Below are 15,145 nucleotides of genomic sequence, written 5' to 3'. Positions count from 1 at the left end.
GGGCTCTACTTGATGGCGATGGGGTTGACCGGGGCTCCGACGGCACCGGTGACGGGGATGGGGGCGGCGGTGAGGAAGAAGTCGTAGATGCCGTCGGCAGCGCAGTCGGCCGCGAGGGCGTCGAGATCCCATATCTCGCCGATGAAGAGGCCCATGTGCGGGATGGCCACTTGGTGCAGCGGCTGGAAGGCCCGATCGAATTCGTTGGGCCGGACCTCGAAGCCCCAGGTGTCGGTGGCGATACCGGCGATCTCGCGGGTGTGCAGCCAGTCGGCGGTGGTGAACGAGAGGCCGGGTGCCGGCCCGCCCGCGTAGTCGCCCCAGCCGTCGCGACGCGTCCGCGCCATCTGTCCCGTACGGACCAGCAGCAGATCACCCCGGCCTACTCGGGAGGATTCCCCCTGTGCGGCGATCGTGGCTTCGAGGTGCTCGGCGGTGATGGCGAAGCCGTCCGGCAGTTCGCCGTTGGTGCCGATCGCTCGGCCGACGTCGAGCAGCACTCCTCGGCCTGCTATCCGGTCGGCCACGGTCTCGATACCCGTGAGCTGATCGCCTTCGCTGGTCACCACCGCGGAGGCGCGTCGTCCGTTGTAGGCCATGCCGTGGTCGAAGATGTGTCCGAGGCCGTCCCACTGCGTCGACGCCTGCAACGGCATGAACACCACGTCGTCGGCACCGCCCATGCCGTGCGGGAACTCCGGCGGACCGAACTCGGCGTCCAGGCCCGAGGAGAGCATGGTGTGCACGGGATTGGTCCGGCGGCGCCAGCCATTCTGCGGACCGTTCGTGTCGAAGCGCTGGGCGAGCGAGAAGGAGACCCCGCGCCGGATCAGGGCTGCGCCCTCCCGCCGTTTGCCCTCGTCGAGGAAGTTGAGGGTGCCCAGTACGTCGTCCTGACCCCAACGCCCCCAGTTGGAGCAGCGCTTGGCGGCATCGGCAATCGCGCCGGCGGGGTTGGCACGGTCCAGTTCGTCCGGGGTCACGCCGGGTTCCTTCCGATGAAGAACTCACGGAACGGGTCCATGCTGGGCTCGAGTCCGGCGTCGAGGAGTCCCTTGCGCAGGGCGTGCATCTGGGCGTCGTGGATGCGCTGGGTGGGCTGGCGCAGCGGTCCGCCGTTGTAGCCCTGCAGCCACCCCTGGAACTTCCATGCCTGCCGGTTGATGAAGGCACCGCCGTGCAGCACGGGAGCAAGGCCGCCCTTGATCTTGCGGGCCGGATGCAGCTGCCAGTAGATGTCGGTGGCGTCGTCGTACTTGCCCTCGCGCAGCAGCTCCATGACACGCGGGATCATGGGCCCGAAGTATTCGTGGTCGCTCGTGGCGGACAGCTGGACGGGCATGACCTGTGCCAGCGGGATGAGCTCGCCCTCGATGGGCACCGAGATGACGACCTCGTCGCCGAAGAGCCGGTGACACTCGATAGCGCTCTGAATGCTGGGGAAGCCGCCCTCGGCCTTGATGACCGCGATGTTGGGGCAGTCGTCGATGAGCCGGCGGATGAGCCGCGTCGGGATGTCCGAGGGGTGCACCCGGGAACTGAACCCCCACAGGTACATCGGGAACAGGATGACCGCGAGGTTCGTGGCGTCGCAGACGGCCTTGGTGTAGTCGTAGATCTCCTGTTCCGACTCCGGGTAGAAGTTCGGCGGGTAGGACAGGAGCACCAGGTCGGCACCGGCCTCTTCGGCGCCGCGCACCGCCTCGATGTTCTGCTCCAGGGTGCTCCAACTGCCGTGGTGGACCACGACGAAGTCGTCGCCCGCCTCATCACGGACGATGCGCAGGAAGTCGAGGTATTCGGGCAGGGTGATGCTGACCTCGGAGACGCCGAGGGTGCCGAGGAATCCGTGCTGCTTGGCGAGCCGGATGTCGTGCCTGATGCCCAGCTCGTTGATGCCGCGAAGGTCGGCGGTGAACGACGGGATCGTGCAGTTGACGGCTCCGACGAGCTTTTCGCGGGCCCAGTCCCGGGCCTCTGTGCGGGTGTATGCGGGCATGGTCGTCCTTGCCTCGGTGCGTGGGTGATGGGGGCGGTGACTCAGCGCCTGGCGGGTTGGTCTCGGCGCGACTCGTTCGTGCTGCGGTGTCCGGCGCGGCAGTCGGCTCAGGGCGCGCCGGCGCCTTCCCAGGCCAGGTACTTCATCTCCAGGTACTCGTCGATGCCATAGACGGAGCCCTCGCGCCCCAGCCCCGACTGCTTGACGCCGCCGAAGGGGGCGACCTCGTTGGAGATCAGGCCGGTGTTGATGCCCACCATCCCCGCTTCCAGGGCGGCCGAGACGCGCCAGGTCCGCTCGGCGTCGCGGGTGAAGAGGTAGGCGGCCAGACCGTAGTCGGTGTCGTTGGCCATGCGGACGGCCTCGGCCTCGTCGGTGAAGCGGATGAGCGGGGTGAGCGGGCCGAAGGTCTCCTCGCGGGTGACGAGCATGCCCGGGGCCACGTCCGCCAGCACGGTGGGCTGGAAGAAGAGCCCTCCACGCCGGTGCCGCGAACCGCCGCACAGGATCCTGGCACCCCGGTTCGTGGCGTCGGCGAGATGTTCCTCGACCTTCGCCACCGCTGCCTCGTCGATGAGCGGTCCCTGCTGCACGCCGTCGTCGAAGCCGTCTCCGACGACAAGGTCCTCGACCCTGCGGGTCAACGCCTCTGCGAAGCGGTCGTGGATTCCCGCCTGCACGTAGACACGATTGGCGCTGATGCAGGCCTGGCCCGTGTTGCGGTACTTGGTGGCGACGACACCGGCGACGGCGGTCTCGACGTCGGCGTCGTCGAAGACGAGCACCGGCGCGTTGCCGCCCAGTTCCATCGAGGTCTTCTTCACCGTCTGGGCGGACTGGGCCAGGAGCAGCCTGCCGACCTCGGTGGAGCCGGTGAAGCTGACCTTGCGGACCAGCGGATTGCCGGTCAGCTCGGGCCCGATCTCGCGGGGGTCGCCGATCACCACGTTGAGGACCCCGGCCGGTACACCGGCCCGCTCGGCAAGCTCGGCGAGGGCCAGTGCCGTCAAGGGCGTCTGCTCGGCGGGCTTGACGACCATCGTGCAGCCCGCGGCCAGTGCCGGAGCGGCCTTACGGGTGATCATCGCGGCGGGGAAGTTCCACGGGGTGATGGCCACGCACACCCCGACCGGCTCCTTGAGCACCAGCACCCTGCGCGATGCCTCCGGTGCCGCGAACACGTCGCCGCGGATCCGTTTGGCCTCCTCGGCGAACCACTCGATGAAGGAGGCGGCATAAGCGACTTCCCCGCGGGCCTCAGCGAGTGGCTTGCCCTCCTCCAGGACGATCAGCCGGGCCAGGTCCTCCGTGTGCTCGGTGACAAGGTCGAACCAGCGCCGCAGCACCTGTGCGCGCTGTTTGCCCGACCGCGCCCGCCACTCGGGCAGAGCACGATGAGCGGCGTCGACGGCCTGGGCGGTCTGCGCTCTGCCGAGTGCCGGCAGGTCCGCTATGAGTTCACCGGTCGACGGGTTGCGGACGGTGAGCCGACCGTCGTCGCCGGCTTCCAGCCACTTGCCCTCGACGTAGGCGGCCGTGCGCAGCAGCGTGGGGTCGGACAGACCGAGTGGAACGGTCGTCTCCATGGTCATGGCGGCTCTCTCACTTCTGCACGGGATGAATGGTGGCCGGCATCCGGGTTCCGAGTCCCAGCCGCTCGGCGTTGCGCACGCACATGCCGGCGACCGCCAGGTCCTGGGCCGCTGAGCCGACCGACTTGTACAGCGCGATCTGGTCGACGTGGGTGCGCCCGGGGATGCGCTCGCCGACGAGGTCGGCCAGCGAGCGGATCTCGCCCGCCACGTCGAGACCGGCGGCTCGCGCGGCGATCAGGTCCCCGGTGTCGTCGAGCACCTCCTCGACCATGTCCGCCACGATCACGTCGGCACGGGCAATCACCTCGGGGTCCACCTCACGCTGCTCGGGCAGGGTGGATCCGATGGACACGACGGTCATGCCTGGTTGGAGCCACTTGCCGAGCAGGGTGGGGGTCTCGTCGCGGGACCGGGCGGCGCAGACAACCAGCGTGGCGCCTGCGACGGCCTCCTCGGCGCTGGCCGCCTGCGTGATCGGCAGGTCGGACAGTTCGGCGGCGAATCGGGCTCGGCTCTCCGGTCGTGGGCTGTACACCCGTACGGCCTTGAGGTCGCGTACGACGGCGAGGGCGCGCACATGGTTCTGCGCTTCGAAACCGGAGCCGATCACGGCGACGGTCAGGGCGCCGGGCGGCGACAGCAGGTCCGCTGCGACGGCCGAGGTGGCCGCCGTCCGGTAACCGGTGATGGAGTGGCCGTCGAGCAGGGCCACCAGCTCGGCCGTCCGCTGGTCGAACAGGGGGATGAGGTAGGAGGCGCGGCGCGTCTGCATCGCGGCCGCGATGATCTTCACTCCCATCAGTTCGCGTCCGGCCGGTACGCCGGTGAGGGTGCGCAGCCAGCCGTGGTCTCCGCGGGCCATGCCGCGGGCCGGATAGCGTGCTCCGTCCACGCTCGTCGCGTATGCCTCGCGCACCGCCGAGGTTGCCAGCTCCCAGTCGAAGGCCGCCTGTACCGCTGCGTCATCAAGGAAAAGAGTCACTTCAGTGGCCTTTGCGGAGGAGGGGGAGGGATCAGATCGGCGAGGGGGTCCACAGACCGCCGTCCGTCTGCTTGAGCAGCACCGGCAGCATGGTCTCGGTCATCGACCCGCCGGTCCCCCACTGGTCCTGCGACTGAGGAGAGGTGCTGTCGAAGACGCGGGGCTCCCACGCCTCGTCGTCCTCGATCGTCTCCAGCTCCGTCGTGTACTCGACGACGTTCTCGTTCGGGTCGAGGAAGTAGGTGAAGGTGTTGTCTCCCGGGCCGTGCCGGCCTGGCCCCCACAGCGGGCGGTGACCGGCGCGCATCAGACGCCCGGACCCGCGCATGTACTCGTCGAGGCCGCGCATCTCGAAGGAGATGTGATTCAGCGAGGCGCGCGGTGCTCGGGAGATGGCGAGGATGTGATGCTGGGTTCCGCTGCGCATGAAGCACATCAGGTCGCCGAGCCAGTCCGAGAGGCGGAAGCCGAGGTACGTCTCGTAGAACGCCTTGGTCGCGGCCACATCGGTGGAGTTGATCACCACGTGGCTGAGCTTCTTGGGGACGGATTCGCGTTCCTCGAGCTCCCGGAAGGGCTTCTGCGCGACCCCGGCGGACACCTCGACGAGTCGGCCGTCGGGGTCGAAGAACCGGACGCCGTATCCGCCGCCCGGGGTGTCCAGCTTGCCGGGCTCCCGGTCGAGCGTGATTCCGCCGACCGCCAGCCGACGGGCCAACTCGTCGACTTCTTCGGGAGAGTTCACACCGAAGGCGATGAGGTCCAGTCGCTTGTCCTGGTCCTGCCGGACGCGAAGGATGTACTGCTCCGGGTCCGCGGGAGTGGCGAAGAAGGTCACACCGCTGTCGTCGGCCACCGGCTGCAGTCCCCAGAGGTTCTTGTAGAACTCCAGAGCCTTGCCGTAGTCGGGCACACCGATACCCACATGCCTGAGATGGGTGATCGGACGGAAGGCTGCGGTCATCGTCGACTCCTGCTCTTCAGTGACGCCGAACAGGTCGTTCGCGTCGCTTTCCCGCTGCAAGACGCTAGACAGACGCACTCCTCGATACAAACAATCGATAGTGATGCGTTCGGATTGATGACATCAATCCGTGGTCGGAGTCGACCGTCGAGCCGCGGCAGCCGACTTCTGTCGGCATGCCTTCAGCACAGACGGGAATTCCGGTCGATGCCCACCACCAATGCGCCCCTGGATCTCAACCGGGTGGATCTGAACCTGCTCGTCGCCTTCGACGCCCTGATGGCGGAACGGAGCGTGACCGCGGCGGCGGCCCGGCTGGCCGTCGGACAGTCGGCCATGAGCTCCACGCTGGCTCGGCTCCGCAAGCTCCTGAACGATCCGATCCTCGTCAGGCAGGGGCGGACCATGGTTGCCACACCGGTTGCCGAGTCGCTGGTGCAGCCAGTGCAGAAGACGCTGACCGACATCAAGTCGCTGCTGTCACAGCGCGACAGCTTCGATCCCGCGACCGACCACAGGACGTACTCGGTGATGGCGAGCAGCTACGCGGCCGTCGCCGTACTGCATCCGCTGTTGGTGCAGCTGCCGGCCGAGGCTCCGAACGTGCGGTTGCGCATCCAGCCCTTCGCGGAGGAGTACGCGGAACAGCTGACCCGCCACCAGATCGACCTCGTCATCGTTCCGCGCGAGCTGGTGCCCAGCGGGCCGGACCTGTGCAGTGAGGCCGCGTACACCGACCGCTACGTGCTCGCGGTCGACCAGGAGCACCCCGATGTGGGCGAGAGCATCTCGGTCGAGCAGTTCAGCGAGCTGCCGTACCTCGCGACGAGCCCCGACCGGCGACCCTCCCTGGCCGAACTGAATCTCGACCTGCTCGGCATCCCGCGCCATGTCGAGGTCACCACGAGTTTCGAACTCGCCCCGTTCCTGATCCGCGGTACCCGGCTCATCACCTTGATCCCCGAAACGCTCGGGCGCCGCATCGCCCCGGCGACAGGCCTGCGGCTGCTCGAACCTCCCATGGAGCTGCAGCCGGGCACCGAAATGATGGTCTGGACGAAACGCATGGACGACGATCCGGGCCACGCCTGGCTGCGGCAGCGCATGCGCCATTTCGCAAATGCCTACATCCGGGACACGCCGCCCGCCCCGGCAGCCGGCTGAGACAGGACCGGTCAGCAGGCGCCTGGCCGCGTGCCATCGATTGGATCAATACCGACGCATCGACAGGAATTGCTTTTCACCATGTGATGACAGCCATAGCCTGACGTCTCGAGCCGCAGGCAGGGCCACGGAATTCCGCTGATCGCCCCTGCTGAGCACGACTGAGGCAAGGGAGCCCCATGACTGCCATCTCTCCAGAAACGGCCGATGCCGCTGCCATCCTGGACCGCGTAGAGGCCTCGCTGAAGAACGATCTCGTCCCGGTGGAAATCTTCAACGACGAAGCGGTGTTCCGCGCCGAAATCGAGCAGATATTCACCAAGTGCTGGGTGTTCGTCGCGCACGAGAGCGAGATCCCCAAGGCGGGTGACTTCGTGCAGCGCAGAATCGGCCTCGATCCGGTGATCGTCACGCGCGACGGCAAGGGCGGCATCAACGTGCTGTCGAACTACTGCCGTCACCGGGGCACCCAGGTGTGCCAGACCGATGCCGGCAACTCCCGGTTCTTCAAGTGTCCCTACCACGGGTGGACCTACAGCAACAACGGCGACCTGGTCGGCACCCCGCACATGCACGACGCCTACGGCGAGCGTCTCGACCCCAAGGCGTGGGGCCTGATACGCGCGCCCCGGGTGGCCACCCGGCAGGGCTTCGTCTTCGCCTCGCTGGACCCGGACGGACCGTCGCTGGACGAGTACCTGGGCGGGGCAGGGTGGATGCTCGACCTGATCGTCGGGCTGGCACCCGGCGGCATGCGGGTCGCCGGGCCTCCGGAGCGCTACCGGCTGCACGCCGACTGGAAGACGGCCGCCGAGAACTTCACCGGCGACGGTTACCACGTCGACACGCTGCACTGGAGCACGGAAGAGGTCGCGGTCTCCCAGGGGCTGCAGATGACGTGCGAGATCGCGCGCATCTACGAATTCGAGAACGGCCACGCCTTCGCCGGCCATGCCTGGACCAAGGCAGTCCATCCCGGCTACGTGCTCTGGGGCTACGCGCCGGAAATCACCCAGCACTTCAACCTGTCGGGCCTGGACGAGGCACAGCTCCACGTAGTCAACCACGAGCCGCCGACGGTCGGAACGATCTTCCCAAACCTCAGCTTCATCCGGCTGAACACCCCGTCCGTGCCGGGCGGTCCCATGTCGGTGATCACCAGCTTCCGGCAGTGGCAGCCGATCGGCCCCGGCGAGATCGAACTGTGGAACTGGCAGTTCGTCTGGGACTTCATGTCGGAGGACGAGGCCCGCGACTCCTACGTCAACGGCCAGTTCACCTTCGGCTCGGCAGGCATCTTCGAGCAGGACGACACCGTCGCCTGGGAAGGCGCACCGCGCGCCGCCCAAAGTCCGTGGATGCGCAAGGCCGGCATGGAGTTCCACTTCCAGCAGGGCAACAACAGTCAGGTCGACCAGTCGCACGACCCCTCGTGGACCGGCCCGGGCCGCAAGCGCAACACCGGCTACGGCGAGCACGCGCAGCTCCACTTTTACCGCCACTGGCTGAACGTGATGCGCGGGAACACCGGCGCCGGCACCGAGGGAGCTGAGTGAGCATGACCACGACCGACACACCCCGCATCGTCCCGCCCGTGAGCGCCAACCCCGAACTTCAGGCCTTGGCCACCCAGTTCCTGGCGCTGGAGGCCCGGCTGCTCGACGAGGGCCGCGAGGAGGAGTGGTACGGACTCCTTGACGACGAACTTCTCTACACCGTGCCGATCCGACAGGCAGCGGAACCGCGTTCCAAGGAGATTGACCGCAACGCCTTCCGGGTCCGGGACACCAAGGCCCACGTACGCACGCGCCTGGACCGGCTCAACACCGACCACGCGTACTCGGAGGTACCTCCGTCCCGCACCTTGCGCATCGTGGGCAGCGTCGAGGTCGAGGAGATCGACCGCCCCGACGTCATCAAGGTGTCGAGCGCCCTGCTGGTCTACCGCCAGCGCGGCATCGACCCGCACTTCGATCTCATCCCGTGCAGGCGCTACGACCAGCTCCGCCTCACACCGTCGGGCCCGCGCCTGCTGTCCCGCGAAATCGTGCTGACCGAAACGGCGCTGGCCACTCCGAACCTTGGAGTCTTCCTGTGAGCGACAACCTCTCCGTCTCCCTCGACGGCACCCGCTGCAAGTCCTACGGCATCTGCGTCAGCGTCATGCCCGACGTCTTCGACACCCCGCCCGGCAGCCCGACGGCTGTTCTCCTGCGCGACACCGTCGACGCCGACGAGCGGGAGGACCTCGAAGAGGCCGCCCGCGTCTGCCCCGCACAGGCCATCGCGCTCAACTCGGGACCCAGGCCGTGACCGGCGGCTTTGAGCGGGTCGTCGTGGTGGGAGCCTCCGCCGCCGGCCTCAGCGCCGCCGACGGCCTCCGGGAGGCCGGATTCACCGGCTCCATCACCGTCCTCGGCGCCGAGCTGCACCAGCCGTACGACCGGCCCACGATGTCGAAGGCCCTGCTTGTCGCCGAGGAGGACCCGCAACTCCTCGAACTCCGCTCTCCCGAACGCATCGAGGCGAACCGCCTCGACCTGCGTCTCGGGCACGCCGCGGCGGGGCTCGACGTCGACCGCCGCTATGTGGTGACCACGTACGGCGAGGCGCTTCCCTGGGACGCTGTGGTCATCGCCTGCGGCAGCCGCCCCCGCGAGATGAGGAGCCTCGCGGGCGAGGTACTGCCGGCCCTGCGCACCCCCGAGGACCTGCGGGTGCTGCGCGAGGCCGCGGCGCGATACGGCGAGATGACCATGATCGGCTCCGGCTTCATCGGACTGGAGGTCGCGGCCGGTCTCGTCGCGCGGGGCGTGGCGGTCACGGTCCTCGACGCGCTCCCGCTGCCGCTGGAGCCCGTACTGGGGACCGAGCTGGCCACCCATCTCCGCGACCTGCACACCGCACGCGGGGTCCGCTTCCGCAGTGCCGTCGCCGTGGCGTCGGTCACCGGACAACCAGGGGCGTACGAGGTCCGGCTCACGGACGGAAGTGTGCACCGGACCCCGTTCGTGCTGACGGGTATCGGCGCCGAACCCGCCGTCGACTGGCTGGCGGGCTCCGGGATCGAGGTGACCGGCGGGATCGTCACCGACGCCGCCGGCCGGACCAACGTGCCCGGCGTGTGGGCCGCCGGTGACGTGGCCGCGTTCCACCACCCGCTGCTGGGACAGCGCGTACGCGTGGAGCACTGGACCCATGCGGTCGAGCAGGGCCGGCACATCGGCTTGAACATCGCCCGCGGCGAGACCACGCCCTACCAGGGAGTGCCGTACTTCTGGACCGACCAGTACGGCATGCGGTTCCAGTGCTACGGCCGCCGCCGTGCGGGCGACCGCAGCCTCGTCGTCGAGGGTTCACTCGACGCGGGCGAGTTTCTCGTCCTGTTCGGCCACGCCGGCGAGTTTCACGCCGCGTTCGCCTGCGGGCATGTCCGCTCGCTGCGCGACTACCGCAAGCTGCTCGCACGCGGCGGCACCTGGGACGAGGCACTCGCGCTCGCCCGCACGAACAATCCCGTCCTCGACACCACCGTGTCGTGCACCGACCGGAAGGAACGCACCACCCATGAAGCTGCTTGACGACCACGTCGTACTCATCACCGGCGGCGGCTCGGGCCTCGGTCTCGGCGTCGCCCACCACTGTCTCGAACAGGGCGCGCAGCTCGCGATCCTCGAGTACGACCAGGCCAAGGTACTCGGGCTGAAGAAGGAGTTCGGCGACGACATCCTCGTCGTGCACGGCGACGTACGCAACATCGACGATCTTCGTGCCTGCCGATCCCAGATCGAGGACCGCTACGGCCGGCTCACCTCCCTGATCGGCGCGCAGGGCATCTTCGACGGTAACGTCCGGCTGACCGACATTCCCGTCGAGCGCGTCGGCGAACTGTTCGACGAGGTCTTCTCGATCAACGTCAAGGGCTACGCGCTGACCGCGCGGATCATGCACGACCTGCTGCAGGCCGAGGAAGGGGCGATCGTGCTCACCGCGTCCCAGGCGGCGTTCGCAGCCGACGGCGGCGGTGCGGCCTACACGGCCAGCAAGGGGGCGGTGCGCAGCCTGGTGAACCAGCTGTCGTTCGAGTTCGCCCCGCGGGTACGGGTCAACGCCGTCGCCCCTTCGGGCATCGCGAGCAGTCAGCTCCGCGGGCCCGGCGCTCTCGACCTGCACGAGTCCAAGCAGTCGGACATTCCTGCGGACGCCTTCCGCGCGATGTTCGAATGGTCCACGCCCCTTCAGCACCTCCCCGCCCCGGAGGAGTACGGGCCCTTCTACGCACTCCTCGCATCCCGGCACAACAAGGTGATGACAGGCCAGACCGTGATCGCCGACTCTGGCACCCTGAACCGGGCCCTCATGAGCATGGGCCAGCTTGTCAGCAGCTACCCGTTGGCCTGAGTGCTGCGCTTCTGCGCACCACACCGGGTCGCAGAGGCGCGCGTGCCGTCTTCCTGCTGGACGTGCGTCAACCGTACGACCGTTGATGTGCGTGCTGTTGCCGCCTGGCTGGCCTGTCCCGAACCCCACATTCCGCTGCCGTCTCCCGCAAGCAGGTGCCGACAAATCAGCCGTACGAATAGCCAGCCCAAGGGGTGCTACATCAGTAGCACCCCTTGGGCTGGCGCGCATCAGGAGGGTGTCTCAGCCACACTTGTCGGGTGCCTGGAGGAACGAGACGTGCCCAAAAGCCGAGAGACTACGTGGTCAGCGGTGGCTGGCCGCATGCCATGATGCTGCCGCACTGCGGCGCCCTCGTCGCCCAGGCCATCGCGCGCAGGCTCGCCGAGGCCATGACGGATCAGCAGATGAGCGCGAACGCGCTGGCGCGCAAGAGCGGAGTCAATCGTCAGGTGATCGCGAACGTTCTCAACGGGACGGTGTGGCCGGACATGCTCACCGTGGTGGATCTGGAGGGCGCGCTAGGTGTCATGCTGTGGCCGGACCATCTGGAGTGGAAGATCCCCGTTACTGGTGCCGTGGCCGCCATGGGCGAACTGGTCATCGCAGCTGCACCTTCCTCGTAGATCTCGCGGCGAGGCGGCACAGCCTGGTTTTCGACAGGCCTGCAATACGCGTCAGGCGCCGTCGACAGGGGCTGGTTGGTTCTCGATCCATGCAAGCCCTCCGAGGTCCAGTTGGGTCCGGGCGCGAGTGACGGCGACGTAGGCGAGACGGGCGTCAGTGTCGCTCACAGGTTCCGGGATCGGGTGGCCGCTGTCGTCCAATTGGTCGCTGTCCGGCGGCGGGGGAAAATCGTCAGCGATCCTGACCTTGAGCCACTCCCGGCCTTTTGCCTTGTGAGCGGTGGAGATCGTGACCTCGGCTTTGTCTTCACCGGTCAGCGCGTCGACAGCAGCAATAATGGCTTCGGGCCCGTGGGTGTCGACGAGCTCCACGAACGGCTGGAGATCGCGGCCGGCGGGATCGTATTCCGCGTACTCCTGCAGCTCCCCCCATGAAGCGAAGAGAACCAGTTCGGGGTGGGATGTGCGCTGGCCCTCCTTGAGATCCCGGGCGGCGCGCGCCAGCGCAAGAAGTGTCTGCCCACCCCGGGCCAGAGCCACCCGACGGCCGCTTTCCAACTGCCTCATGACTTCGGTCATGACGCCGATGTTGGTGCGGCACAGCACCGCGTCCGGACAGATGACCAAGCCAACCTTCGTTGGAATGGTGTCGGTGCCGGTCAGCCTGATCGGCGCGTCGGTGAGCGCGAGCCATCTGTTGGCCTGTTCGGCCAGGAGCGGGCCGAAGCGGAAGGAGCGGGTCAAGGTGAGGTGAGTGGCGTCGAAGCCCGTCATTACATCCCGGGCGCCTCGCCACCCGTAGATGGCTTGGGCGGAGTCACCGACCATGACCAGCTGGGCGTGTCCGCGTTGTGCGGCGAAGACCTGCTCCAGAACAGGGTTGGTGTCCTGGGCTTCGTCGAGGAGAAGGAAATCGGCCTCGATCCTCGGCTCGGTCAGGGCCCACATCTTCAGGTAGTGGTCGTGCTCGAAGCGGACCACTCCGTCGTCGGGGTTCTGTAGATCCTTCCACGCCTTTCCGACGAACGGCAGGACAGCTTCCGCAAGTTGGTCCCGCTCGCTCGGTGTACTCAGCCTTCGCAGTGTCGGCACGTGGTGGGGAGCCGGGGTGTTGTCCGCGGACTGGCAGAAGCGAGTGACCGTACGCAGGACGGTGTGGGAGAGGGTCCGGTGGCTGATCTCGTGATCACCGATGCGCAAGGGGGCTCCGACACCGAGGGCGTGCCCGACCCGCCAGGCCGAATGGCGCGGGCTGCTGAGCCGGCGAGCGAACCGGTGGCCAAGGGCCGCGAAGGCCGTAGCATGTGCGGTCCTGCACTGCACGGAGCGCGGGAACCGGGCGGCGGCATCATCCGCAATGTCCTTATTGAAAGCGAGATAGCGGCCTCGGCGTCGAGTACTCGCGGCCAGCAGACCCAGTGTGCTGGTCTTACCGGTGCCGGCACCGGCCTGCAGCACCATGTGGTGACCGTCCCGGAAAGTGTCGACGGCGTGGGCCTGTTCATCGGTCGGCGTGTGCAACAGGGGCTCCGTGGTGCAGAAGGGTCAGTGGCTCGTGCGCGGCGCTTCGGCACTGGTCGTCCGCGTCGCGCGAGGATCCCGACCGTGGACTCTGGTGGTCCAGCAGGACGCGTGCCGCACAGGCGAGTACAGCTTCAGGGGTGTGTTGGACGAGGAGGTCCTGGAGCTGCGCGGTCAGGTGCCGGGTGCGAGCCCGCTCGTCCCGTTCAACTGCATTGACGATGGTCCGGGAGAGGAAGTCTGCGGGCTTCTGACCCCGAGCTGTCGCGGCATGGCTGATCGCGGAGCGCATGGCGCGGGTGAACGCGATATTGAGAAGGACATGGCCTGACGCGTCGGGGTAGTGGGTCGTCAAGACGCCGATGGGCAAGAGCCGATCGAGTTCGCGGCGCAGGGACCGCCGCGCGCGTCCCGGAGACTTGGCTCGGTGCACGGCCATGAGGCGGGTGCGGTCCGTGTTGGCCGCCAGTGGCACCCTGCGGCAGGCTCCGTGCAGTTCTGCTCCGGTGACCGGCCGGGTCAGGATGATTTCTACCGCGTGCGGTCTTCTCATCACCGGACCGCCTTCTGCGTCCCGCTGCCAGGATGTGGCCGACGGCTGTGGGTGGGAAGACGCCGGTGTACGTACGCTTGGTGGACGAGCGGGTCGAAGGGTTCCCAGTCCGTCAGCGCCAAGTCCGCGGCTGTTGGGGTGGCTGCGTGCTGGGGGCAGCGTTGCGTTCGCCAGCGGAGTTGTTCGCCGTATGGCAGGGAACTCAGGTCGTACACGGCCATCACCTCGGCAGGCAGAGCCAGTTGCCCCTGAGTGGCGGTTGCGGGAACGAGTCTCCAGACACCTGCCGGGCCGCCGGAAGCGAGCATCCTGAAGGTGCATCGGTCACGTCGTCGGGTCTGGGCCACGCACTGGATCTCGTCCAGAGGGCGTGCGGCGAGGTAGCGGACGTACAGGATCTGGACGGCGGGTCTGGCGGGCCGGCAAGGGTCCTCCGGCTGCCGGCCCGCAGGGCCCGCCGGTACCGCTGCGGTGAAACTTCCGGCGTCCGCCAGGCGACGCGTGTTCACGGCCAACGTCCGACGGAGTCTCGCCAGCTCGGGCACCGCGGCGGCACCGGCGTCACGGGCCGGGCAGACGCTGGCGTGGGTCAGTCGGCACCAGGCGCTGCCGTCTCCGGAGGGACACGCAAGGCCGGAACTGACGTGCCAGCGATGGTCGGTGGGTACCGCCGCCGCCGGCAACTCCTGGGGATGCAGGCGGACGGGACGGTCCCGGGCTCGCTGATACCACTCGACTGGATTGCCGCATTCACGGCAGCGGTCGTGCTGGGCACAGCGCAGAAGTCTGCTGGGACTGTCGGGATCGACGCACAGCGAGCGTCGCACGTGGGCCGGGACCGGCCTGCTGTCCCAGCGGCAGGGTACGGGTGAGGGGTGCATGGGCGCGAAGGTGCCAGCCCACACGCTGTAGAGCGACGTCCGGGCCGTAGACGTCCACCGATCAGCCCCATCTAGGACAACGCGCGTTCGACCTAGCGCTCAGGTGTTCGCATCGATCTGCTCGATCGGCTGATTACTCGACACGCCCGGACAGCTCGTCAGCCGTTCATCGACTGCGGGGGTTCATGCCCGCGGCAGAGGGCGCCGAAGAGTTGATCGAGCGGGGTGCCCAGGGCGTGGGCGAGGGCGTGCCATGACTTGAGGGTGCCGATCGTGCGACCCTGCTCGATCTCAATGAGGGTCCTTCTGGCCAGGCCACTGCGGGCGGCAAGCTCGTCGTAGGTCCATCCCCGCACCGCACGCAGCCGGGCCAGCTCCAGACGCAGAGCCTCGAAATCCGGGTCAGGCGGGAAGATCGTCACCCAACCATCGGAAGGTGCAGACACCTGCCCTGTCAGT

General features: G+C 67.9%; 16 protein-coding genes. 8 read left to right on the top strand and 8 right to left on the bottom strand.

The window, feature by feature from the left end:
- Positions 1-5: 5 nt before the first annotated feature.
- The 5 genes from Q2K21_RS13025 to Q2K21_RS13005 form a co-directional block, all read right to left on the bottom strand.
- Entirely contained in the window at positions 6-983 is a 978-nt protein-coding gene (locus Q2K21_RS13025; RefSeq protein WP_310770168.1) for a cyclase family protein, read from the bottom strand.
- Complete coding sequence (locus Q2K21_RS13020) at positions 980-1,999, bottom strand: dihydrodipicolinate synthase family protein (RefSeq protein WP_310770166.1); 1,020 nt, start codon at positions 1,997-1,999, stop codon at positions 980-982. Before Q2K21_RS13020 ends, Q2K21_RS13025 begins: the two co-directional genes overlap by 4 nt.
- A 107-nt stretch (positions 2,000-2,106) precedes the next feature.
- Entirely contained in the window at positions 2,107-3,585 is a 1,479-nt protein-coding gene (locus Q2K21_RS13015) for an NAD-dependent succinate-semialdehyde dehydrogenase (protein WP_310780906.1), read from the bottom strand.
- A 16-nt stretch (positions 3,586-3,601) separates the two neighbouring features.
- Positions 3,602-4,576: an ornithine cyclodeaminase family protein gene (locus tag Q2K21_RS13010; protein WP_310770164.1), complete on the bottom strand. Its 975-nt coding sequence runs from the start codon at positions 4,574-4,576 to the stop codon at positions 3,602-3,604.
- A 31-nt stretch (positions 4,577-4,607) separates the two neighbouring features.
- Positions 4,608-5,540 carry a VOC family protein gene (locus Q2K21_RS13005; RefSeq protein ID WP_310770162.1) on the bottom strand — a complete coding sequence of 311 codons (933 nt, stop codon included), beginning with the start codon at positions 5,538-5,540 and terminating at the stop codon, positions 4,608-4,610.
- 207 nt (positions 5,541-5,747) lie between these two features.
- On the opposite strand from Q2K21_RS13005, the gene Q2K21_RS13000 reads away from it, so the two are divergent.
- The 7 genes from Q2K21_RS13000 to Q2K21_RS12970 all read left to right on the top strand — a co-directional run bounded on the left by Q2K21_RS13000 (position 5,748) and on the right by Q2K21_RS12970 (position 11,731).
- Positions 5,748-6,704: a LysR family transcriptional regulator gene (locus Q2K21_RS13000; protein ID WP_310770160.1), complete on the top strand. Its 957-nt coding sequence runs from the start codon at positions 5,748-5,750 to the stop codon at positions 6,702-6,704.
- Between the two features lie 179 nt (positions 6,705-6,883).
- Complete coding sequence (locus Q2K21_RS12995) at positions 6,884-8,260, top strand: aromatic ring-hydroxylating oxygenase subunit alpha (protein ID WP_310770158.1); 1,377 nt, start codon at positions 6,884-6,886, stop codon at positions 8,258-8,260.
- 2 nt (positions 8,261-8,262) lie between these two features.
- Entirely contained in the window at positions 8,263-8,802 is a 540-nt protein-coding gene (locus tag Q2K21_RS12990; RefSeq protein ID WP_310770156.1) for an aromatic-ring-hydroxylating dioxygenase subunit beta, read from the top strand.
- Complete coding sequence (locus Q2K21_RS12985; protein WP_310770154.1) at positions 8,799-9,017, top strand: ferredoxin; 219 nt, start codon at positions 8,799-8,801, stop codon at positions 9,015-9,017. Before Q2K21_RS12990 ends, Q2K21_RS12985 begins: the two co-directional genes overlap by 4 nt.
- Positions 9,014-10,285, top strand: a complete 1,272-nt coding sequence (locus tag Q2K21_RS12980; protein ID WP_310770151.1) for an NAD(P)/FAD-dependent oxidoreductase — start codon at positions 9,014-9,016, stop codon at positions 10,283-10,285. The genes Q2K21_RS12985 and Q2K21_RS12980 overlap by 4 nt, the downstream gene beginning before the upstream one ends.
- Positions 10,272-11,105, top strand: coding sequence for an SDR family oxidoreductase (locus Q2K21_RS12975; protein WP_310770149.1), 834 nt, complete (start codon positions 10,272-10,274; stop codon positions 11,103-11,105). The genes Q2K21_RS12980 and Q2K21_RS12975 overlap by 14 nt, the downstream gene beginning before the upstream one ends.
- Before the next feature lie 260 nt (positions 11,106-11,365).
- Positions 11,366-11,731, top strand: coding sequence for a helix-turn-helix domain-containing protein (locus Q2K21_RS12970; protein ID WP_310770147.1), 366 nt, complete (start codon positions 11,366-11,368; stop codon positions 11,729-11,731).
- 51 nt (positions 11,732-11,782) lie between these two features.
- Here Q2K21_RS12970 and Q2K21_RS12965 read toward each other — a convergent pair whose 3' ends face one another.
- Entirely contained in the window at positions 11,783-13,252 is a 1,470-nt protein-coding gene (locus Q2K21_RS12965; protein ID WP_310770145.1) for a UvrD-helicase domain-containing protein, read from the bottom strand.
- 10 nt (positions 13,253-13,262) lie between these two features.
- Here Q2K21_RS12965 and Q2K21_RS12960 point away from each other — a divergent pair, with 10 nt between their 5' ends.
- Positions 13,263-13,583, top strand: coding sequence for a hypothetical protein (locus Q2K21_RS12960; RefSeq protein WP_310770143.1), 321 nt, complete (start codon positions 13,263-13,265; stop codon positions 13,581-13,583).
- Positions 13,584-13,804: 221 nt separating this feature from the next.
- On the opposite strand, the gene Q2K21_RS12955 is transcribed toward Q2K21_RS12960, so the two are convergent.
- Both Q2K21_RS12955 and Q2K21_RS12950 read right to left on the bottom strand, forming a co-directional pair.
- The gene (locus tag Q2K21_RS12955; protein ID WP_310770141.1) at positions 13,805-14,686 is read right to left on the bottom strand and encodes a DUF6083 domain-containing protein; all 882 of its coding nucleotides are present in this window, start codon (positions 14,684-14,686) and stop codon (positions 13,805-13,807) included.
- 158 nt (positions 14,687-14,844) lie between these two features.
- On the bottom strand, positions 14,845-15,108 hold the full coding sequence (locus tag Q2K21_RS12950; protein WP_310770139.1) for a helix-turn-helix transcriptional regulator: 264 nt from the start codon (positions 15,106-15,108) through the stop codon (positions 14,845-14,847).
- Positions 15,109-15,145 lie beyond the last annotated feature (37 nt).

It is taken from the genome of Streptomyces sp. CGMCC 4.7035, assembly GCF_031583065.1.
In the GTDB taxonomy this organism is placed as follows: domain Bacteria; phylum Actinomycetota; class Actinomycetes; order Streptomycetales; family Streptomycetaceae; genus Streptomyces; species Streptomyces yaanensis.
Note: the sequence above shows the minus strand (reverse complement) of the source record. Positions and strands in the feature narration are given on the sequence as shown.